The organism is Geobacillus sp. TFV-3 (assembly GCF_009901865.1).
Classification (GTDB): Bacteria; Bacillota; Bacilli; order Bacillales; family Anoxybacillaceae; genus Geobacillus; species Geobacillus thermoleovorans_A.
The window spans coordinates 1363700-1382293 of sequence record NZ_MPSP01000001.1; the positions used below are offsets into that span (position 1 = coordinate 1363700).

The following is an 18594-nucleotide window of genomic DNA, read 5'->3' on the forward strand; positions in this document are numbered from 1 at the left end:
TTTGGCCCTGAATCCCGTGATCAAGATGCGTTCCAAATTGCCAAGAAAACCTTGCTAAATCAACAAATATTGCCCTTGGGGTTCTTCACCTAATAGGTGAACATTCGAAATGGAGTTGAAACCTCGGCATGATTGGGTTTTCAAGCATTTTTGATACACTTCTATCACGGATTCAGGTTTGGCGCAAAGCCGCTTTTTCCGCGTCGGTGGGAGCGGCGGACTGTCGGTTGGCTCCTGGCGGCTGCGCCGAAGGGCGATTGGCGGGGCAGCGTCGTTTTGCGCTGCTTTGGCTGGTCGTTGCCGTGACGCCGACGGAACGGTATAATAGCGAATGATGGACGTGTCGATTATTGGAGGGAATCAGTGCGTGAAAACGACGACGATTGCGGAAGTGAATCAATACGTAGGACAACAAGTGACGATCGGCGCTTGGCTCGCGAACAAGCGCTCAAGCGGGAAAATCGTCTTTTTGCAGCTGCGCGACGGCACTGGTTTTATTCAAGGCGTCGTCGAAAAGGCGAACGTCTCGGAAGAGGTGTTTCAACGCGCAAAAACATTGACGCAAGAAACGTCGCTCTATGTGACGGGCACGGTGCGCATCGACGAGCGCTCTCCATTTGGCTACGAGCTGTCGGTTGCCGATTTGCAAGTCATTCAAGAAGCGGTTGACTATCCGATTACGCCGAAAGAGCATGGCGTCGAATTTTTGATGGACCATCGCCACCTTTGGCTTCGGTCGCGGCGCCAGCACGCGATCATGAAAATTCGCAACGAAATCATCCGGGCGACGTATGAATTCTTCAACGACCGCGGGTTTGTGAAAGTCGACGCCCCGATTCTGACCGGCAGCGCGCCGGAAGGAACGACCGAACTGTTTCATACGAAATATTTTGATGACGATGCCTATTTGTCGCAAAGCGGCCAGCTCTACATGGAAGCGGCGGCGATGGCGCTCGGTAAAGTGTTCTCATTCGGCCCGACGTTCCGCGCTGAAAAATCGAAAACACGCCGCCATTTGATCGAGTTTTGGATGGTGGAGCCGGAAATGGCGTTTTATGAGTTTGAAGACAATTTGCGGCTGCAAGAAGAGTACGTCTCCCACCTTGTGCAGTCGGTGCTCGAGCGCTGCCGGCTTGAACTCGGGCGGCTTGGGCGCGATGTATCCAAACTTGAGTTGGTCAAACCACCGTTTCCGCGCCTAACGTATGATGAGGCGATCAAGCTGCTTCATGAAAAAGGATTGACCGACATTGAGTGGGGCGATGACTTCGGTGCGCCGCATGAGACGGCCATCGCCGAAAGTTTTGACAAACCGGTGTTCATCACCCACTATCCGACCTCTTTGAAGCCGTTTTATATGCAGCCGGACCCGAACCGCCCCGACGTTGTGCTATGCGCCGATTTGATTGCGCCGGAAGGATACGGGGAAATCATTGGCGGATCTGAACGGATTCACGATTATGATTTGCTTAAGCGCCGCCTTGAAGAGCATCATTTGCCGCTTGAAGCGTATGAATGGTATTTGGATTTGCGCAAATACGGTTCTGTGCCGCATTCAGGGTTCGGGCTCGGCTTAGAGCGCACCGTCGCTTGGATTTGCGGCGTCGAACATGTGCGCGAGACGATTCCGTTCCCGCGGCTGCTCAACCGGCTTTATCCGTAAAAAACCCCCTGCAAAAAGGGGGTTTTTTCACCATCGGCATGGTATACTATAGTTGAGGTGCATCGGCATGGAAAAGAAGAAGGTGGCCGAATGGCTGGCGCACGGAAGCGTCGCCGTCCCGAAGCTGTTGCTTGTCCATTACAAACAGCTCGGGTTGGATGAAGAGGAGTTCGTTTTGCTTTTGCATATGCAATCGTTTTTCGAAGAAGGCGTCTTGTTTCCGACGCCGGCCGAGCTGGCTGAACGAATGACGGTTTCGGCGGCGGAATGCATGGAGATGGTGCGTCGGCTCTTGCAAAAAGGGATGATCGCGATTGAAGAGCATACGGATGAACAAGGCATTCGCAACGAAAAATATACGCTTGAACCGCTCTGGGAGAAGCTCGTGCATCATTTGTACATCCAAGCGGCTCAACAGGGGGAACTCGGCCGGCAGGAGGAAGAGGAGAGCTTATACACCGTTTTTGAGCAGGAGTTTGGCCGCCCACTCTCCCCGTTCGAGTGTGAAACGCTTGCGATGTGGATCGATCAAGACGGCCATGAGCCGGCCATCATTAAAGCGGCGCTGCGCGAAGCGGTGCTGTCGGGGAAGTTGAATTTCCGCTACATCGATCGCATCTTGTTTGAATGGAAAAAGAACGGCATTCGCACGATTGAACAGGCGCACGACTATGGCAAAAAGTTTCGCAAGCCGAAGCTGTCCTCCCGTTCGGCGAAACAGACGACGGCAGAATTTAAACAGACGATCCCGTTTTTCAATTGGCTCGACTCGTAACGAGAGGCGCTGTCTCTCGTTTTTGTTTGTCCAAAAAGGCCAACCGAACCGGTAAAAGGCGTCGTTTTGTTCGGTCCAATATAGCAATAAGGAGGAGACGAGGTGCTGACAAAGCAACAAATCCGCTACTGTTTGGATGAGATGGCAAAAATGTTTCCGGATGCGCATTGCGAGCTGGTGCACCGCAATCCGTTTGAGCTGCTGATTGCGGTTGTTTTGTCGGCGCAATGCACCGATGCGCTTGTCAACAAGGTGACGAAACGGCTGTTTGAAAAATATCGGACGCCGCACGATTATATTGCGGTGCCGCTTGAGGAGCTCGAGCAAGATATCCGCTCAATCGGCTTATATCGCAACAAAGCGCGAAACATTCAAAAGCTGTGCGCGATGTTGATTGACAAGTACAACGGCGAAGTGCCGCGCGACCGCGATGAGTTGATGAAGCTGCCGGGCGTCGGGCGGAAAACGGCGAACGTCGTTGTGTCCGTTGCGTTCGGCGTGCCGGCCATCGCTGTTGATACACACGTCGAGCGCGTCAGCAAACGGCTCGGCTTTTGCCGCTGGGACGACTCGGTTTTGGAAGTCGAAAAGACGCTGATGAAAATCATTCCAAAAGAAGAATGGTCGATCACCCACCACCGAATGATTTTTTTTGGCCGCTACCATTGCAAGGCGCAGGCGCCGCAATGTCCGTCATGTCCTCTTCTTCATTTATGCCGTGAAGGGAAAAAGCGAATGCGAAAACGGGAGGAAAAAGCGGCAAATCAGAAGTGAACGGAGCCGCGAAAGGGCTTGGTGAAGAAGGGCCAGCGGCATGCCGGCCCGTCATGAAAAAACGGATGGCGCAAAAGCCATCCGTTTTTTTTTTGGTGGGAATGCAACGGTTATGGACGGGTGCCAAGACCCGCTCCGGATCCGTTTTTTAACGGCGGGGAGACAGGCGACGTTCCACCGCTTGCGCCGGTGCCGTCGTTCACTCGGTTCGTTTGGCCGCTGTTGTTCGATCCTTGATTGTTTGTTCCATCCGTTTGGCCATTGTTCGTGTCGGATCCATCGCTGTTGCCATTGTTTTGTCCGCCGCTTGCGCCGCCGTTTTGTTCATTGTTGTTCCCCTGACCGTTTTCGTTTCCGTTATTCCCGCTGTTGCCTTGATCGGTGCCGCCGTTTTGCCCGCCGTTGCCTTGGTTATCATCGCCCGGTTGTTGTGGTGTAGGAGTTTGATCTTCGCCACTGGGGACATGAACGCTGGCAATGGCCGGCTTGCTCATTCGTTCGCCGTCTTTTGCGTACACGGCGATCGTGTACGTCCATCCTGGCGTCGGATTGGAAATCGTGATCGAACGGTCTTTTGTGGTGATCGTATTCGTTTGACCTTGGCCATCTTTGACGCGCACCTCAAAGATGGTCTCATCGGTTTGCTCATCGTATGACCACGAAACAGAGATGGCGTTCGCCGCTTGGTCGTACATAGCGGTCAACCCTTTCACTGCGGGCAGTTCCTCGGGCTCATCGTTCGCCGTCTCCGTCGGCTCAGTGCCGCGCACGAACAATTCATACGTAATTTCGCTTTCCGGCGTGTATTTGCCGGCAAGTTTTGGTGGGTTTGTGCCTTTTTTGATCGGCAGCTTGACGACGCTGTCCGGCTGTTGGAATTCCCCGCTTCCGTCGTCGATGTGGGACATCAAATCTTTTAGCAAGTATTTTGGAATTTTTTGTTCGTACTTATCGAGCTTTGCTGTGCTGCTCCGCTTGCTGAAGCCAACCCAGATGGCTGCTGTATAATTGGGCGTATAGCCGACAATCCAGCTGTCCGGCACATCGTCTCTTTGGAGGCCAAATTTGGCGCCGTCTTCGCCGTAGTTCGTCGTTCCTGTTTTGCCGGCGAGCTCTAGCCCTGGAACGTAGGCAAGCTGGCCGGTGCCGGAACGGATGACCGATTTGAGCACATCGGTGATCATATAGGCTGTGTAGTCATGCATCGCCCGTTTCGGCTTTGACTTCAAATCCATTTCCGTACCGTCTGGGAAGACGATTTTCGTCACGGCATACGGCTTTGTGTAAATCCCGTTGTTGCCAAAGGCTGTGTAGGCGCCGGCCATTTGCAGCGGCGATACATAGCGGGCGACGCCCCCGATGGCGTATGCTTCTTCCACTTTATCAAACCTCATGCCAAGGCGGTTGGCAAACTCCATCGCCCGTTCTTTGCCGACGGCTTGGAACGTTTTTAACGCCGGGATGTTGCGCGACCAAGTGAGCGCATAGCGCAGTGTAACCGGTCCGGCGTATCCCCCGCCGGCGTTGCGGATCGGTGTGCCGTCCGAATACGTATACGGCTCATCAACAAGAATGTGTGCTGTTGACCATTTTAAATATTCAATCGCCGGTCCATAGTCCAAAATCGGCTTGATGGTGGAACCGGGCTGGCCGACCGGCTGGATGGCGTAGTTGAAGCCGAATTGGACGTGGTCGCGGTGGCGCCCACCGCCTAACGCGCGAATGGCGCCCGTCTTCGTATCCAAAACAGCGATGCCAGATTGCAAATCCTTCTTATTAGTGAAATATTTATCAGAGTCTAATAGCTTTTCTACATACTCTTGAGCATTTTGATCAAGCGTCGTGTAAATTTTCAATCCGTCTTCAAAGACGTTGACGTTCGCTTTGTCGGTCACTTCTTTGATCACTTCGTCAATGAAGGCGTCATACGGCACGGAGCTTTGCGGTTTTTTTCGCTCAGCGAGCATCGACTGGATCGGCACTTGTTTCGCTTTTTCCGCTTCTTCCTGGCTAATAAAGCCGTGTTTCGCCATGAGAGACAATACGGTATCGCGCCGTTTTTTCGCCGCCTCTGGATGGTCATACGGATTATACCGGTTCGGGCTTTGCGGCATGCCGGCGAGCAAGGCCGCTTCCGGAAGAGTGAGCTTTTTCAAGTCTGTCTTGCCAAAATAATATTCGGCGGCGCGAGCGACGCCATAAATGCCGTCTGAATAATAAATTTTGTTCAAATACATTTCCAAAATTTCATGCTTCGAATATTTTTGTTCAAGCTGCAGCGCGAGCCATGCCTCTTGCGCTTTTCGCTTCAACGTTTTTTCTGGCGACAAAAACGTCATTTTGACGACTTGCTGGGTGATCGTGCTGCCGCCTTCTGCACCAAATCCTTCCTTGACGTTGGCGAGGACAGCGCCAGCCAAGCGGACGACATCGATGCCGTGATGTTCATAAAAGCGGGCGTCTTCCGTTGCCAGCACGGCATCTTCAAGCATTTTGGGCACGTCTTTATACGAAATGTACGTCCGCTTGTAGCCGCCAAGTTCGGCGACTTTCTTCCCATTCATATCGTACACGATGGAAGAGAGCGGGTCTTTAATTTTCGCCTCATCAAGCGGGGGAGCGTCCTTGACGAAGTAGGCGAACGCCGCCACACCGCCGACAGCGGCGATCACGATGATGAACAATATCGCAATGGCGACTGTTTTCAGCCACGCGGTCTCTTTTTTCGTTTTCGCTTTCTTCTGTTTCGTTTGTTTCGCTGCCTGCTTTCGTTCTACGCGAGAACGATATTCACCAGACATAAGCAAATCCTGCCTTTCTTACAAGTTTTTACTTCAACGGGTGAAGTACACTTTGTCTACTACACTAATATAATCAATTCTCGGCTGGTAGCCAAGCGGAATGGAATGTCCATGCCGTTCGATCTCTTGTTTTGGAATCGACTTTCGTCCGCCGGCTTCCTGTTTGTTCCACCAAGCGATCAAATGAGAGGCGTCAAGCAAATACGTTTCATTGAACAAAGAAAAACGCAAAATCGCAAAACAAATGCCGCCGTGGGCGACGACTTGCTCCATATGGCGGATTTGATGAGTGTGGAAATTTTTCAGCGGAAACGCCGTTTTGTTTTTTGTCTCTTTCGCCTCAAAGTCGATGTACTTGCCGCGGTACACACCATTGTAGTCGGTCGTCGACGCTTGTCGGAAGTAGGCTTCGGTAATGACGGCGGCGCTCCGTTTCGGATAGTCGACGCGCACGATTTGCACCGGGGTCGGCTTTTTATGGATGACAGCGATGCCGCGTTCCCGGTAATATTCATTCGTCGCGTTTAAGTCGTCTTCGAGCGTCATGCCGCGATTGGCATAATCAGCCGCCGGCCGAAGCACGGCGTTCGGCTTGTTTCCGCGATACTCTTTTCCGCTCGGGTATTTGAGTCCCATCGTGTTCATCTCCTTTGAATGGTTTTTATTATACCATACGCTCCGGTCATATGCGCTCTTTTTCTTTTCCTCCTTTCGATTGAAGGCAAGAGGAGGAGGTCAATGTCGAATGGCGGCTGCTTGCCACTTTCTTTGCCGAATTCGTTCTACTTTTGTCGCCGCAGCAGGAGTCGTCCTTCCCGCCGCGAATGGAATATCATCATGCGAGAAATGGGGGAGAGGGAATGGAAAAACGGCTCGTGAAAAAAGAGGAGATCGAAAAGCAGCTGCAGGAAATTGTGGCACTCATCGAGCAAGTCGATGCAAAAATGGAAAAAGTGATCGCCGATGTCATCGAAGAGCGTTATGCGCAAAATCGAGCGCAGCTCGAGCGCCTTGAAGGGAAGATTGCCGGCGTGGAACAGCGGCTTGAGAAGGAGAAGCAGAGCGCTGCGCTTCCGCTTTCGTCGAAACTGTATTTGGTGTGAGCCAGTCGGTATGGTATTATCAAACAGAAGCGCTTCTCGGCAAAACGCATCCGTTCTTCGGGCCGTAGGACATATGGGCAAACTGGATTTGCCGGCATGGATAAGGAGGAGTCGCCATGGAAAAGGAGCTTAAGGCGTTGACGGAGCGGCTGCTGCAATACAACGAACAGTTGCTTTTGATCGCTCGGCGCGCCCGCGAGCGGAACGAGGAGCCGGATTTTTTTGCTGACGTGAAACCGATGGCCGAAGAGGTGCAGGCCGTTGCCGAACGGTGGAAGGACGACGCTTCCCGCTGGATCCGCCATGCGCGGCCAAAATATGTCCATGAGAGGCAAATTGAGGCCGCCGCCGACCATATGGCGAAGCTGTGCGTTGAGGCTTTTTATCCATCCGTTCCTGAGCGCCGCATCAAGCAATACAGCCAGGCCGTCGCTTATACGCTGGCGCTTGTCAAAGAACGGCTTGACGACACGAGCGAAGCGGGCAAGGAGAGGCTTTGACGGGACAGGAGAAAGCGGCCGCACGGAAAAAGCTGTCCCCTGCGAGCCAAGGGGGACAGCTTTTGGCTTTATGTGTCTTTCTCTGTTGTGATCGAGACAGGGCCGCCTTCTGCAGTAGCGACGGTGTTGATCTCGTATTCGACCCGCTCAGTATGCTTGGGCGGCGTCGGTTTTCCATGTTTCGGCTTTTCATGGTCATGGCCTTTCAATTTATGGTTAAAATGGACGCCTCGACCCATCGCCAATCCCCCCTTGTACGACAATTCCTCTTACCTCTTTAGGGTGGGAAGAAGCATCGTTTTTTATGCGTCTTGAGGAACAGGGGCAAAAAAAGAAGGGAAAAGCTCCCTCATCGTCCTACAACCCAGCGTATTCCCCTGCTTCATCTGGCTGAGAGGCGCCGGCTTTTTCGAGCTCACGCACGAGATCGCGGTACTCGGCGAGCGAAATTTCCCCGCGCAAATACAGACGGCGGGCAAAATCAAGCAGTTCGTTTGCCTCAGCCGGTTCGCCATGTTTGACCGCCATAAACTTATGCTTTAACTCTGTCACGTTCATGGATGCTTTTCCCCCTTTCCCCTTTTTTACATCGTACCATGAAAATAGGAAGAAAGAATGATTTCGGAAAATTAAAACTTCCGACAAGAGGTGACATGTCCGTACACGCCATCGGGCGCCGTCACATATACTAGTGGCAGCCCGCCTCTTCGGCCTAGAAGGTTGGCGGCTCATCAGCATGAATGTCGTTCGTTTGCGTGCGAAACGGCGCACGGCCGCATCTTGCCTGTACGCCCCGCTTTCTAGGCAAGGGGAATGGACATCAACAATGGGGGAGAAGGAATATGCATCGTTACTCGCGCCCGGTTTCACCACCGCCTACGTATGGTCCGTATGGCTTAGGCAGCCATTATCATCCTTACTTGCACTATGGGGGTTCATCTTTTCCATCGGCGCCGGTTCAATGGCCTCATCTTCCGTCCGGCCATGCGGCGCCTCCCTCGTATCCGATGCCGTATCCAAAGCCAGGACCGCTTTTGCCGCCGCCGCGCCCGTCGTTTCTCGCCCAGTTTAAAAACAGCGACGGAACGTACGATATCAACAAAATGATGAGTACGGTGGGGCAAATGATCAATACGGTCAATCAAGTGAATGGCGTGTTGAAAGGGTTGCTCGGTACGTTTAAAAAATGAAACCGCGTCATGGCGCGACGGTCGAGCGCGCTTGAAAAAGGGAAACCGCTCCGCCGTTTGCATGGGGAGCGGTTTTTACGCTGTCAAATGAGCAACTCATACACTTCATTGAGCTGATACACGCGCTCATAATCGCGTTCATCCATCGCATAGCGGATTTCATGGGGCAAAATGCGGTCCAAAAAGGCGCTTTCTTCTTGCGTCAAGTCGCGGACAAATTCCCCTTCGCCTCGGTATGGTTTGCTGATCAGTTTTTTGTAAATGCGTTTTGGGGTGTCGCCGTGGTGATCCAAATAGTTGGACAGCACTTCGCGCAAGTAAGCCAGTGTTTGTTCCATCATCGTCCGCCCCCTTCAAAAAAAGAGACAAACTCTTTGCTTGTGTTTGTGCGGCCTTTGGCGTACGGATTTTCTTCCGTCACGCTGTCCGGGTCGAGGTTTGTTTTGATGACAAGCATCGGCTCATCCGACGGCTCGTTGATCAATCGGTCGTTCAATTGTTTGAAATCGGGCAGTTTCGCCATTCGTTTTGCACCTCCTATCAGTAGCGTAGCTTGTCAGCCGAGAAAGTATGTATGCATCGTTTTGGCCGCGGCGAGGCAAGCGAATGGCGAACCATAAGGGGGGATGGCGGTGACAGACCGCAACGACAACCGGAGGCGGAACAACAAATGCACGAACAACCGCGAGGAAATCACCAACGAATGGGCGTCCAAAAAAAGGAGAGCCGGCAGCCGCTCCGGGAATCCTCCCCAATAAATATATAGAAGCTGGACACGACACAAGCCGCTCCCTGCATGGGGAGCGGCTTGTGTCACGCCCAAGCGCGGCGCCGGCCGTTGTCAAAATGGTTTTTGAATGCACACACAGGCTGGATGGTCTTCAATCGATATCAATATATTTCCGTTTTTGCGGCAGCTGGATGGTGAGCGTCCCATTTTGAAATGAGGCTTTCACCTCATGCTCCGCGACCGGATACGGAAACGGAATCAGCCGCGCCAAGCGTCGCCGTGCGTGGCGGCGTTCGTACACATGGCCATTGTTGTCTGACGATTCGATCATTTCATGATGGTCAATGATCAGCTGAAGGCCGTCTTCCTGCCATTGCAGGCTTATTTGCTCACGCTTGACGTCGGGCAGCCGGACGATGATTTGGTAATCGTGCTTCGTCTCTTTCACCTCGATCGGGATGTACGCTGCCGCGAACGTTTGCACAAAGTAGTCATCGAGCGTTTCGAACAATTTTTGCAGCGGCCGTTCATCGAACCATTGATTCATCATTTTCCGCAAATGATGGAACGGGTGATTCCCTCCCCCGTTGGCCGGCGGTTGAAACGATTCCTTCATTGCGCTTCCCTCCCTTTTTTCAAAACAGCGAAATGACTCTGTCCGGGATGTTGCCGATTGGCAAGGTGATTCACTGTCAATGTATGTACGGAGCGAAAAAAAGCTACTCCGTACTTTTTTAGGGAGCTTTCATTTTGTTTTAACCCAGACGGAATATAATGACACCACCATCCATGAGATGCACATCAATAACGCTGTCGGTTGTCCGGCGGCGGGAGGAGGGATGGCGCGATGCATTGGGTTCATTGGCTGGTGACATTGTTTTTTTCTGGAACAGCCGTGTCGCTTCTTTCTTATCAAGCGTTGGAAATCGTTCAAGCCATTGTCGATTGGATCGTTGACCGCCACTCATAAACAGCCGCCTGCGCCGCTTTTTGCCGGTTCATTTTTGAGGGCGTCTCTAACAGGCGCCCCATTCCTTTTTTGACTGCTCGCTGCCCGTTGGCGGTGGACAATTTGTTTTGTATAGTTAAAGATGTATAAAGGTGGAAGCCATAGCAGCCGCAAGAGAGGAGGAGCAACTGATGAACGGACGTATTTTATTGATTGAAGATGAAGCCGGGCTCGCCCGGTTTTTGGAGCTTGACTTAAAGCACGAAGGCTTTGACGTGCATGTATGCGCCGATGGACGCGAAGGGCTCGAGCTTGCTCTTTCGGAGCAATGGGATCTCATTTTGCTTGATGTGATGCTGCCGCGTTTAAATGGCATGGAAGTATGCCGCCGCATCCGTGCGGCGAAATCGACGCCGATCATGATGATCACAGCGCGCGACAGCGTGTTTGACCGCGTCATGGGGCTCGATAACGGGGCCGATGACTACATCGTCAAACCGTTTGCCATTGAAGAGCTGCTCGCCCGCATCCGCGCCTTGTTCCGTCGCGTTCATCCAGAAGCGAACGCCCAAGTGTTGACGTTTAAAGATTTAGTCGTTGACGTGCAGGCGCGCACCGTGAAAAAAGGAGACGAATTTATTGAGCTGACGAAGCGCGAATACGATTTACTCGTCGCCTTTATGCAAAACATCAATGTCGTCTTGACGCGTGATGCGCTCCTTGACAAAGTGTGGGGGTTCGACGCCGAGGTTGAGACGAACGTCGTTGACGTCTATGTTCGCTATTTGCGGCAAAAGCTTGACGAACACGATAAAGAGCGATATATCCAAACAGTGCGCGGCACGGGATATGTGATGCGGCCATGAAGAGGGAGGCGATTCGCCAGCTTTCGCTGAAAGGGAAGCTAACCGTTTTGTCGGCCGGAGCGATTTTCATTACGTATTTTGTGTTTACGTTTTTGCAATACCATACGGTCAAACAATGGCTGCTGAAGGAAGAAGAAAAAACGATGGAACAAACGGTGGCGGAAATTGAAACATATTACGCGGAAAAACGTAATCTATCATGGGAGGAAATTCGCCGTAGCCGAGCGTTTTTGGAAAAGCTGAATGAACGCTACCAGCTCATTCGCGTCACGGATGAGAAAGGCAACGTCATCGTCTCCGTTTCAAACGGGGCGGCGGTGTCGCTATCGCCGAGCGAGATGCCTGACAAGCGGAAGATGGATGAGCATTTCATCAACAATGAGCGATTTTTGCTGCTCCGTCAGCCGCTTCATATCGGCAACTTGCATGGAACGATCGAAATCGCCCGCCGGCTGGCAAGGTTTCAGCAAGTGACGAACACGCTTTTTCTCATCATGACGGCGATCGGCTTTTTGGCCATGGCGGCAAGCGCTGTGGCCGGCCGATTCGTGGCGCAAAGCTTCGTCCGGCCGCTGCAAACGCTGGCTAAAACGATGGCGGACATTCAAAACAACGGGCTGAAACGGCGCATCGATGTTCCTTCGGCGCGCGATGAAATCGCCGAGCTGATGCTCGTGTTCAACGGCATGATGGATGAAATTGAACGGTCGTTCGCCATGCAGCGGCAATTTGTCGAGGATGCGTCCCATGAGCTGCGCACGCCGATCGCCATTTTGCAAGGCCATCTTTCGTTGTTGCAGCGGTGGGGAAAGCACAATCCAGAGATTTTAGAAGAATCGCTCGAGGCGGCGGTGAAAGAAGCGGAGCGGCTGAAGCGGCTCGTTCTTGAGCTCCTTGACTTATCGCGCGCCGAGGCGATCACGGTGCCCGATGAAGTTGCGCCGATCGACGCCGCGGCCGCCGTTGGACAAGTCGTCAAAAATTTCCGCGTCTTGCATCCGGACTTCCAATTTATTGTCCACCAACCGGAGAAGCCGCTGGCGCGCATGGCGATGGCGAAACATCATTTTGAACAATTGCTGTTCATTTTGCTTGACAATGCGGTAAAATATTCTCAGCGAGTGAAACAAATCGCGATTTCCTTGCGCGAGGAAGGGCCGTTTGTCATCGTGTCCATCCGTGATTATGGCATTGGCATTCCGAAAGAAGAGCTGAAAAACGTTTTTTTGCGCTTTTACCGCGTCGACAAGGCGCGCAGCCGCGAACAAGGCGGCGCCGGGCTCGGCCTTTCGATCGCCAAGGAGATCATCGATAAGTACGGCGGGCAAATTGCGTTGGAAAGCGAAGTTGGGAAAGGAACGACGGTGGAGCTCGCCATTCCGAAAGCGGAATAGGAGAGGAGCGTGAGGCAATGGGACATCCCCATGAGGAAGAGGCGGCCAGCAAAAAAGTGATTCATCACCTCGTTGAGAAATTCCGCAAGCGCGGGGTGAAAATCGCGACATGCAAACCGCGGACGATGATGTCACTGTCATGCTTAGATGAGATCGATAAAATGAGAGGATGAATCGAAGAAAAGAAAATGGAAGTGAAACAGCGCATCATTCCGGCCTTGAAAACGATGAAGCAATTTGACGCCTTTTTGTCAAGTGGTTACACGGTCGGCGTGTTGCTTGAGGTGCATATTGCCCAGTTAAAAAGCATCTTTGCCTATGCACGCCGGCATGGCAAGGAGTTGATCATTCACGTTGACTTGGTGCAAGGGCTGAGTCATGATGAACATGCAGCGGAATACCTTTGCCAAGAGTTCCGCCCTTATGGCCTCATTTCCACGAAAGCGGGCGTCATTCTGAAAGCGCGGCAAAAACGCGTCCTGGCCGTGCAGCGCATTTTTTTGCTCGATTCTCACGCTTTAGAGAAAAGCTACCAGCTGATCGCCAAAACGAATCCGGATTGCATTGAAGTCATCCCGGGCGCCATGCCGCACATCATCCGCGAAGTGAAAGAACGGACCGGGAAACCGATTTATGCCGGCGGCCTCATCCGCACGGTCGATGATGTCGAGCGGGCACTTGCAGCCGGGGCGGTGGCGGTGACCACGTCAAACGAAACATTATGGCGCCACTACAATGGATAATGCGTTGAGCTGGCCAAATCGGCCGCAGTCTGCTACAATAAAGACAACAAGTTAATCATCAGTCAGGAGACAGGGAGAGACCATGCATGCATGGTAGGCGAAAGGCTTATCGTGTTTGCCATGGTCTCTTTTTGTCTTTTTCCAAGGAGGAATGATTTATGGCGTTCTCAAGCAAACAGCGAAGCCGCATTTTGCAAACAATGGGCGAAAAGAAGTACGATCTGCTCGTCATCGGCGGGGGGATCACCGGCGCTGGCATCGCCCTTGATGCCGTCTCCCGCGGCATGACGGTCGCGCTTGTCGAGATGCAAGATTTTGCCGCCGGCACGTCAAGCCGGTCGACGAAGCTCGTTCACGGCGGCTTGCGCTACTTGAAGCAGTTCGAGGTGAAGCTTGTCGCCGAAGTCGGGCGCGAACGGGCGATTGTGTACGAAAACGGCCCGCACGTCACCACACCGGAGTGGATGCTGCTGCCCATTTACCGCGGCGGGACGTTCGGCAAATGGAGCACGTCGATCGGCCTTTGGCTGTATGACCTGCTGGCTGGCGTCAGGCAAAGCGAGCGGCGCACGATGCTTGATGCCCGGCAGACGTTGGAAAAAGAGCCGCTCTTAAAGCGCGACGGCCTGATCGGCGGCGGCTATTACGTCGAGTATCGGACTGACGACGCTCGCTTGACGATCGAAGTGATCAAAAAAGCGGCCGAGCTTGGGGCCGATGCTGTCAACTACGTGAAAGCCGAGCAGTTTCTATACGACGAGCGCGGCTGCATCATCGGCGCCCGCTGCCGCGACATGCTCGGCGGCCTGTTGTATGACATCCGCGCCAAAAAAGTGGTCAATGCCGCTGGACCGTGGGTGGATGCGCTGCGCGACAAGGACGGATCGAAAACCGGCAAGCGGCTCCGGCTGACAAAAGGCGTCCATATCGTCATCGACCAAAAGCGGTTTCCGCTTAAACAAGCGGTGTATTTTGACACCCCGGACGGCCGGATGGTGTTTGCCATTCCGCGTGACGGAAAAACGTACGTCGGTACGACCGATACGTTTTACGACGACGACCCGGCCCATCCGACGATGACGGAAGAGGACCGCGACTATTTATTGAAAGCGATCCGCTTCATGTTTCCATCCGTCGGCATCACCGCCGCTGATGTCGAGTCGAGCTGGGCCGGCGTTCGCCCGCTCATTTATGAGGAAGGGAAGGATCCATCGGAAATTTCCCGCAAAGACGAAATTTGGACGTCGCCATCCGGCCTTATTACGATCGCCGGCGGAAAACTGACCGGCTACCGAAAAATGGCGGAAACCGTTGTCGACCTAGTGGCGAAGCAGCTTGAGCAAGAAGAAGGAAAAACGTTCCGCCCATGCCAAACGAAGCAGCTGCCGATTTCGGGCGGCGATGTCGGCGGTTCCAACCAATTGCCTGCGTTCATCGCCCAAAAAGCGGAAGAAGCGGTGCGCTGCGGCCTGACGAAAGAAGAAGGGGCGCGGCTCGCAAGACAATATGGCACGAACGTCGATCGGCTGTTTGCCTTAAGCAAGCAGTACGACCGTTCGTCCGGCTTAACGCGCGAAACGTTCATCCGCCTCGTCTACGCGATGGAGGAAGAAATGGCGGCGAAACCGGTTGACTACTTCATCCGCCGCACCGGCGCGCTGTTGTTTGACATCAATGCCGTCCGGCGGGAAAAAGAGGCCGTCGTCGCGTTTATGGCGCAGTATTTCGGATGGACGGAGGAAGAGGCGGCGGTGCATCGGGGTGAGCTGGAGCGGGAGCTGCATCAGGCTGCGCTTTCCAAATAAATGACGAAAAAGCGCCCACGTCCGGGCGCTTTTTTGATAGATTTTTACTTAAAAATTACGTAAAATGGAAGAAAACGATGAAAGAGGAGGAAGAGGATGGCGATTACATACAATCCACAAACGAAACGGTTTCATTTGCGAGCAGGCAAGGCAAGCTACGTGATGCAGCTTTTCCGTTCCGGTTATTTGACGCACGTTTATTGGGGAAAAGCGGTGCGCGATGTTCCGGGTGCGCGCGCATTTCCGCGGCTGGACCGCGCGTTTTCCCCGAATCCCGATCCGTCCGACCGCACGTTTTCGCTCGATACGCTGCCGCAGGAATATCCGGCTTACGGCAACACGGACTTCCGCGCCCCAGCGTATCAGGTGCAGCAGGAGAACGGGTCGACGGTGACCGATTTGCGCTACAAGACGCACCGCATTTTTAAAGGAAAGCCGAAGTTGGACGGGCTGCCGGCGACGTACGTGGAACACGAGAATGAAGCCGAAACGTTGGAAATTGTCCTCGAGGATGCGATCATCGGCCTGCAGGTGACGTTGCAGTATACAGCGTATGTAAAATGGAACGTCATCACCCGTTCCGCCCGTTTTCAAAACAAAGGCGGCGAGCGCTTGAAGCTGCTCCGGGCGCTCAGTATGAGCATCGATTTCCCCACGGCCGATTACGATTGGATCCACCTCCCTGGAGCGTGGGGGCGCGAGCGCTGGATCGAGCGCCGCCCGCTTCTGACTGGCGTACAGGCAGCCGAAAGCCGCCGCGGCGCGAGCAGCCACCAGCAAAACCCGTTCATCGCGCTCGCCGCCAAAAACGCCGATGAACACCAAGGCGAAGTATACGGATTCAGCTTTGTGTACAGCGGCAATTTTCTCGCCCAAGTCGAGGTGGACCAGTTCCGCACTGCGCGCGTTTCGATGGGGATCAACCCGTTTGATTTCACATGGCTGTTGGAGCCGGGTGAGTCGTTCCAAACGCCGGAAGTGGTCATGGTTTACTCCGACCAAGGGTTGAACGGGATGTCGCAAACCTACCACGAACTGTACCGCACCCGCCTGGCGCGCGGCGCGTTCCGCGACCGCGAACGTCCGATTTTAATCAACAACTGGGAAGCGACGTACTTTGATTTTAACGAAGAAAAAATTGTCAACATCGCGAAAACGGCGGCGGAACTTGGCATCGAACTGTTTGTGCTTGACGATGGCTGGTTTGGCGAACGCGACGACGACCGCCGTTCGCTCGGCGATTGGATCGTCAATCGGCGCAAGCTTCCGAACGGCTTGGACGGGTTGGCGAAGCAAGTGAACGAACTTGGGCTGCAGTTTGGCTTATGGGTCGAACCGGAAATGGTGTCGCCAAACAGCGAGCTGTACCGGACACATCCCGACTGGTGTCTCCATGTGCCGAATCGCCCTCGTTCGGAAGGACGAAACCAGCTTGTGCTCGATTACTCCCGCCAGGAGGTGTGCGATTATATCATCGAGACGATCTCGAACGTCCTTGCAAGCGCGCCGATCACGTACGTGAAATGGGACATGAACCGCCATATGACGGAAATCGGTTCGGCCGCCTTGCCGCCGGAGCGCCAGCGCGAAACGGCGCACCGCTACATGCTTGGGCTGTATCGCGTCATGGACGAGATCACCTCGCGCTTTCCGCACATTTTGTTTGAAAGTTGCTCAGGAGGCGGAGGGCGGTTTGATCCGGGCATTTTGTATTACATGCCGCAAACGTGGACGAGCGACAATACCGATGCCGTCTCGCGCCTAAAAATTCAATACGGTACAAGCCTCGTCTATCCGATTAGTGCAATGGGCGCCCACGTTTCGGCGGCGCCGAACCATCAAGTCGGTCGGGTGACTTCGCTCAAGATGCGCGGCCATGTCGCCATGTCAGGCAACTTCGGCTATGAGCTCGATATTACGGAACTGACGGAAAAAGAAAAAGAAATGATCAAAGAACAAGTGGCGTTTTATAAGGAAGTACGCCATCTCGTCCAGTTTGGCACGTTTTATCGGTTGTTAAGCCCGTTTGAAGGCAACGAGGCGGCATGGATGTTCGTCTCGAAAGACAAGTCGGAAGCGCTCGTCGCCTATTTCCGTGTTCTCGCCGAAGCGAACGCCCCGCTATCGTTCCTGCGCCTCAAAGGGCTTGACCCGGATAAAAATTATGAAGTTGAAGGCCTTGGCGTCTACGGCGGCGACGAGCTGATGTATGCCGGGCTCAGTGTGCCGCACCGCCTTGGCGATTTTATGAGCATGATGTGGCGGCTGAAAGCCGTTCAAAGGTAAGAAGGGGTGCTGCCGCTCGAGCTTATGCACCAGCCCGAAACGAATCGAACCCGGTGTCGCCTAGACATCGGGTTCCAATTGTTTGAGCTTCTCGATGATGCGCCGCTTCCGATACAGCATCTTTCCGGTTTCCGCGATATCTTCCATAAACGATTTGTTAAACAGCGAACCGAAAATGACGCCGATGATCGGCACGGCTTGAAACAACTTTTTCCACCCGTATTGATCGCGGAACGTCATCATCACTTCCCGCCAGCCTTGCAGCTCGGAAAAGACATGTTCGCGCTTTGCGGAAAACGATGCGAGCTCCTCTAGGATCGCTTTTTTTCCGACGATGTCCGCTGCGGCAAACTGCAGGCATTTGACGACAAACATGCGTTCCTCTTTTTCCTTCGGATTGTATCCGTACACGATGGCGATCTCTTGCAACGTTTTCAGCGCCAATCCGAGCAAGGTCGGAATGTCTACTGCCAGCGTCAGCGCCCCGCCAATTCCAGTTGCCGCTCCTTGCAGCTGGGCAAACGTGACGCGCGCATCGATCAATTCATCGCAAACGCGGTCCATCGTCTCGAGCGGCAAATACGACACTTCGGCAAGCGACGATACGCCAAGCTTGTTCAATACCTTTCCTTCATTCACCAAGTATTGCCCGCCGCTTTGAATATAGCTGCCCAACTCATCAAGCAGCTGCCCGAGTTTTCGATGGACGGCTTTTGGCGTCAGCTTATCGAGCACTTGAAACGGCAAGCGGCCGAGCTTTTCCCAAAACCATAGGTCTTTTTGGGAGTGTTCCCACTGGATGATGGTTTGGAGTTCTTGTTTTAGCGATTTTACTGTATCCTGCATAGATTTGTCCTCCGAACATTGCTGAATCACTTGTTCTTAGATTGAGGATTAGGTGCATTTTTTATACATTTCATCAATGAAGAAGAGTTTCATTAATAAGGATTGTACTAAAAACTCGATCCTGTTTTTATCTTCTCTGAAAATATCTAAACTCTCAAATGCCTCAACT

Annotated in this window: 23 protein-coding genes; 14 read left to right on the forward strand and 9 right to left on the reverse strand. The window is 53.3% G+C overall.

The features are described from left to right. Positions 1-128 precede the first annotated feature (128 nt). The 4 genes from BJQ97_RS06965 (at position 129) to nth (ending at position 3212) form a co-directional block, all read left to right on the forward strand. The gene (locus BJQ97_RS06965) at positions 129-335 is read left to right on the forward strand and encodes a hypothetical protein (protein ID WP_044731040.1); all 207 of its coding nucleotides are present in this window, start codon (positions 129-131) and stop codon (positions 333-335) included. Next, on the forward strand, positions 335-1663 hold the full coding sequence (asnS, locus tag BJQ97_RS06970; protein WP_160157563.1) for an asparagine--tRNA ligase: 1329 nt from the start codon (positions 335-337) through the stop codon (positions 1661-1663). The genes BJQ97_RS06965 and asnS overlap by 1 nt, the downstream gene beginning before the upstream one ends. 67 nt (positions 1664-1730) lie before the next feature. Then, positions 1731-2438 carry a DnaD domain-containing protein gene (locus BJQ97_RS06975; protein WP_160156024.1) on the forward strand — a complete coding sequence of 236 codons (708 nt, stop codon included), beginning with the start codon at positions 1731-1733 and terminating at the stop codon, positions 2436-2438. A gap of 102 nt (positions 2439-2540) precedes the next feature. Beyond that, positions 2541-3212 (forward strand): endonuclease III, encoded by a 672-nt coding sequence (gene nth, locus BJQ97_RS06980; protein WP_044731042.1) that lies wholly within the window; start codon positions 2541-2543, stop codon positions 3210-3212. Between the two features lie 110 nt (positions 3213-3322). On the opposite strand, the gene BJQ97_RS06985 is transcribed toward nth, so the two are convergent. Beyond that, positions 3323-6013 (reverse strand): PBP1A family penicillin-binding protein, encoded by a 2691-nt coding sequence (locus tag BJQ97_RS06985; RefSeq protein ID WP_160156025.1) that lies wholly within the window; start codon positions 6011-6013, stop codon positions 3323-3325. A gap of 33 nt (positions 6014-6046) precedes the next feature. Further along, positions 6047-6649, reverse strand: a complete 603-nt coding sequence (gene recU / locus BJQ97_RS06990; RefSeq protein ID WP_160156026.1) for a Holliday junction resolvase RecU — start codon at positions 6647-6649, stop codon at positions 6047-6049. Between the two features lie 224 nt (positions 6650-6873). Here recU and BJQ97_RS06995 point away from each other — a divergent pair, with 224 nt between their 5' ends. Together BJQ97_RS06995 and BJQ97_RS07000 are read left to right on the forward strand one after the other, a co-directional pair. Beyond that, entirely contained in the window at positions 6874-7116 is a 243-nt protein-coding gene (locus BJQ97_RS06995; RefSeq protein ID WP_160156027.1) for a hypothetical protein, read from the forward strand. A gap of 116 nt (positions 7117-7232) precedes the next feature. Further along, positions 7233-7616 (forward strand): YppE family protein, encoded by a 384-nt coding sequence (locus BJQ97_RS07000; protein ID WP_160156028.1) that lies wholly within the window; start codon positions 7233-7235, stop codon positions 7614-7616. Between the two features lie 68 nt (positions 7617-7684). Here the strand turns inward: BJQ97_RS07000 and BJQ97_RS17350 are convergent, their stop codons facing one another. Together BJQ97_RS17350 and BJQ97_RS07005 are read right to left on the reverse strand one after the other, a co-directional pair. Then, positions 7685-7855, reverse strand: coding sequence for a hypothetical protein (locus tag BJQ97_RS17350; protein WP_201451666.1), 171 nt, complete (start codon positions 7853-7855; stop codon positions 7685-7687). A gap of 118 nt (positions 7856-7973) precedes the next feature. After that, positions 7974-8174, reverse strand: coding sequence for a YppF family protein (locus BJQ97_RS07005; protein WP_160156029.1), 201 nt, complete (start codon positions 8172-8174; stop codon positions 7974-7976). Between the two features lie 284 nt (positions 8175-8458). On the opposite strand from BJQ97_RS07005, the gene BJQ97_RS07010 reads away from it, so the two are divergent. After that, entirely contained in the window at positions 8459-8806 is a 348-nt protein-coding gene (locus BJQ97_RS07010) for a YppG family protein (protein WP_160156030.1), read from the forward strand. 83 nt (positions 8807-8889) lie between these two features. Here the strand turns inward: BJQ97_RS07010 and BJQ97_RS07015 are convergent, their stop codons facing one another. The 4 genes from BJQ97_RS07015 to BJQ97_RS07030 form a co-directional block, all read right to left on the reverse strand. Then, entirely contained in the window at positions 8890-9144 is a 255-nt protein-coding gene (locus tag BJQ97_RS07015; RefSeq protein ID WP_011231646.1) for a sigma-G-dependent sporulation-specific acid-soluble spore protein CsgA, read from the reverse strand. Continuing rightward, entirely contained in the window at positions 9144-9329 is a 186-nt protein-coding gene (locus tag BJQ97_RS07020) for a hypothetical protein (protein WP_160156031.1), read from the reverse strand. Before BJQ97_RS07020 ends, BJQ97_RS07015 begins: the two co-directional genes overlap by 1 nt. Positions 9330-9362: 33 nt before the next feature. Then, positions 9363-9590 (reverse strand): hypothetical protein, encoded by a 228-nt coding sequence (locus BJQ97_RS07025; RefSeq protein WP_160156032.1) that lies wholly within the window; start codon positions 9588-9590, stop codon positions 9363-9365. A gap of 97 nt (positions 9591-9687) precedes the next feature. Next, on the reverse strand, positions 9688-10152 hold the full coding sequence (locus BJQ97_RS07030; protein WP_160156033.1) for an Hsp20/alpha crystallin family protein: 465 nt from the start codon (positions 10150-10152) through the stop codon (positions 9688-9690). A 231-nt stretch (positions 10153-10383) separates the two neighbouring features. Here BJQ97_RS07030 and BJQ97_RS17880 point away from each other — a divergent pair, with 231 nt between their 5' ends. The 7 genes from BJQ97_RS17880 (at position 10384) to BJQ97_RS07055 (ending at position 17579) form a co-directional block, all read left to right on the forward strand. Continuing rightward, complete coding sequence (locus tag BJQ97_RS17880) at positions 10384-10506, forward strand: hypothetical protein (RefSeq protein ID WP_013524106.1); 123 nt, start codon at positions 10384-10386, stop codon at positions 10504-10506. A gap of 170 nt (positions 10507-10676) precedes the next feature. Next, positions 10677-11351, forward strand: a complete 675-nt coding sequence (locus BJQ97_RS07035; RefSeq protein ID WP_033012343.1) for a response regulator transcription factor — start codon at positions 10677-10679, stop codon at positions 11349-11351. Next, positions 11348-12745 (forward strand): HAMP domain-containing sensor histidine kinase, encoded by a 1398-nt coding sequence (locus BJQ97_RS07040; RefSeq protein ID WP_160156034.1) that lies wholly within the window; start codon positions 11348-11350, stop codon positions 12743-12745. Before BJQ97_RS07035 ends, BJQ97_RS07040 begins: the two co-directional genes overlap by 4 nt. A gap of 17 nt (positions 12746-12762) precedes the next feature. Continuing rightward, positions 12763-12918 (forward strand): hypothetical protein, encoded by a 156-nt coding sequence (locus BJQ97_RS17355; RefSeq protein ID WP_011231640.1) that lies wholly within the window; start codon positions 12763-12765, stop codon positions 12916-12918. A gap of 15 nt (positions 12919-12933) precedes the next feature. Next, a complete protein-coding gene (locus BJQ97_RS07045) occupies positions 12934-13488 on the forward strand; it encodes a glycerol-3-phosphate responsive antiterminator (protein WP_160156035.1) in 555 nt (184 codons plus the stop codon). A gap of 158 nt (positions 13489-13646) precedes the next feature. Next, positions 13647-15293 carry a glycerol-3-phosphate dehydrogenase/oxidase gene (locus BJQ97_RS07050; RefSeq protein WP_160156036.1) on the forward strand — a complete coding sequence of 549 codons (1647 nt, stop codon included), beginning with the start codon at positions 13647-13649 and terminating at the stop codon, positions 15291-15293. A 96-nt stretch (positions 15294-15389) separates the two neighbouring features. Next, a complete protein-coding gene (locus BJQ97_RS07055) occupies positions 15390-17579 on the forward strand; it encodes an alpha-galactosidase (protein WP_160156037.1) in 2190 nt (729 codons plus the stop codon). A 60-nt stretch (positions 17580-17639) separates the two neighbouring features. On the opposite strand, the gene BJQ97_RS07060 is transcribed toward BJQ97_RS07055, so the two are convergent. Next, complete coding sequence (locus BJQ97_RS07060; RefSeq protein ID WP_160156038.1) at positions 17640-18425, reverse strand: EcsC family protein; 786 nt, start codon at positions 18423-18425, stop codon at positions 17640-17642. Positions 18426-18594 lie beyond the last annotated feature (169 nt).

Coding starts and splice junctions, on each gene's coding strand:
- BJQ97_RS17880 (WP_013524106.1), top strand. CDS start 10,384: ATGCATTGGGTTCATTGGCTGGTGACATTGTTTTTTTCTGGAACAGCC.
- BJQ97_RS06965 (WP_044731040.1), top strand. CDS start 129: ATGATTGGGTTTTCAAGCATTTTTGATACACTTCTATCACGGATTCAG.
- BJQ97_RS07010 (WP_160156030.1), top strand. CDS start 8,459: ATGCATCGTTACTCGCGCCCGGTTTCACCACCGCCTACGTATGGTCCG.
- BJQ97_RS06985 (WP_160156025.1), bottom strand. CDS start 6,013: ATGTCTGGTGAATATCGTTCTCGCGTAGAACGAAAGCAGGCAGCGAAA.
- BJQ97_RS06975 (WP_160156024.1), top strand. CDS start 1,731: ATGGAAAAGAAGAAGGTGGCCGAATGGCTGGCGCACGGAAGCGTCGCC.
- BJQ97_RS17350 (WP_201451666.1), bottom strand. CDS start 7,855: ATGGGTCGAGGCGTCCATTTTAACCATAAATTGAAAGGCCATGACCAT.
- BJQ97_RS07020 (WP_160156031.1), bottom strand. CDS start 9,329: ATGGCGAAACTGCCCGATTTCAAACAATTGAACGACCGATTGATCAAC.
- BJQ97_RS07045 (WP_160156035.1), top strand. CDS start 12,934: ATGGAAGTGAAACAGCGCATCATTCCGGCCTTGAAAACGATGAAGCAA.
- BJQ97_RS07030 (WP_160156033.1), bottom strand. CDS start 10,152: ATGAAGGAATCGTTTCAACCGCCGGCCAACGGGGGAGGGAATCACCCG.
- BJQ97_RS07060 (WP_160156038.1), bottom strand. CDS start 18,425: ATGCAGGATACAGTAAAATCGCTAAAACAAGAACTCCAAACCATCATC.
- BJQ97_RS07055 (WP_160156037.1), top strand. CDS start 15,390: ATGGCGATTACATACAATCCACAAACGAAACGGTTTCATTTGCGAGCA.
- BJQ97_RS06995 (WP_160156027.1), top strand. CDS start 6,874: ATGGAAAAACGGCTCGTGAAAAAAGAGGAGATCGAAAAGCAGCTGCAG.
- BJQ97_RS07040 (WP_160156034.1), top strand. CDS start 11,348: ATGAAGAGGGAGGCGATTCGCCAGCTTTCGCTGAAAGGGAAGCTAACC.
- BJQ97_RS07050 (WP_160156036.1), top strand. CDS start 13,647: ATGGCGTTCTCAAGCAAACAGCGAAGCCGCATTTTGCAAACAATGGGC.
- BJQ97_RS17355 (WP_011231640.1), top strand. CDS start 12,763: ATGGGACATCCCCATGAGGAAGAGGCGGCCAGCAAAAAAGTGATTCAT.
- recU (WP_160156026.1), bottom strand. CDS start 6,649: ATGGGACTCAAATACCCGAGCGGAAAAGAGTATCGCGGAAACAAGCCG.
- BJQ97_RS07005 (WP_160156029.1), bottom strand. CDS start 8,174: ATGAACGTGACAGAGTTAAAGCATAAGTTTATGGCGGTCAAACATGGC.
- asnS (WP_160157563.1), top strand. CDS start 335: ATGGACGTGTCGATTATTGGAGGGAATCAGTGCGTGAAAACGACGACG.
- BJQ97_RS07000 (WP_160156028.1), top strand. CDS start 7,233: ATGGAAAAGGAGCTTAAGGCGTTGACGGAGCGGCTGCTGCAATACAAC.
- BJQ97_RS07015 (WP_011231646.1), bottom strand. CDS start 9,144: ATGGAACAAACACTGGCTTACTTGCGCGAAGTGCTGTCCAACTATTTG.
- BJQ97_RS07035 (WP_033012343.1), top strand. CDS start 10,677: ATGAACGGACGTATTTTATTGATTGAAGATGAAGCCGGGCTCGCCCGG.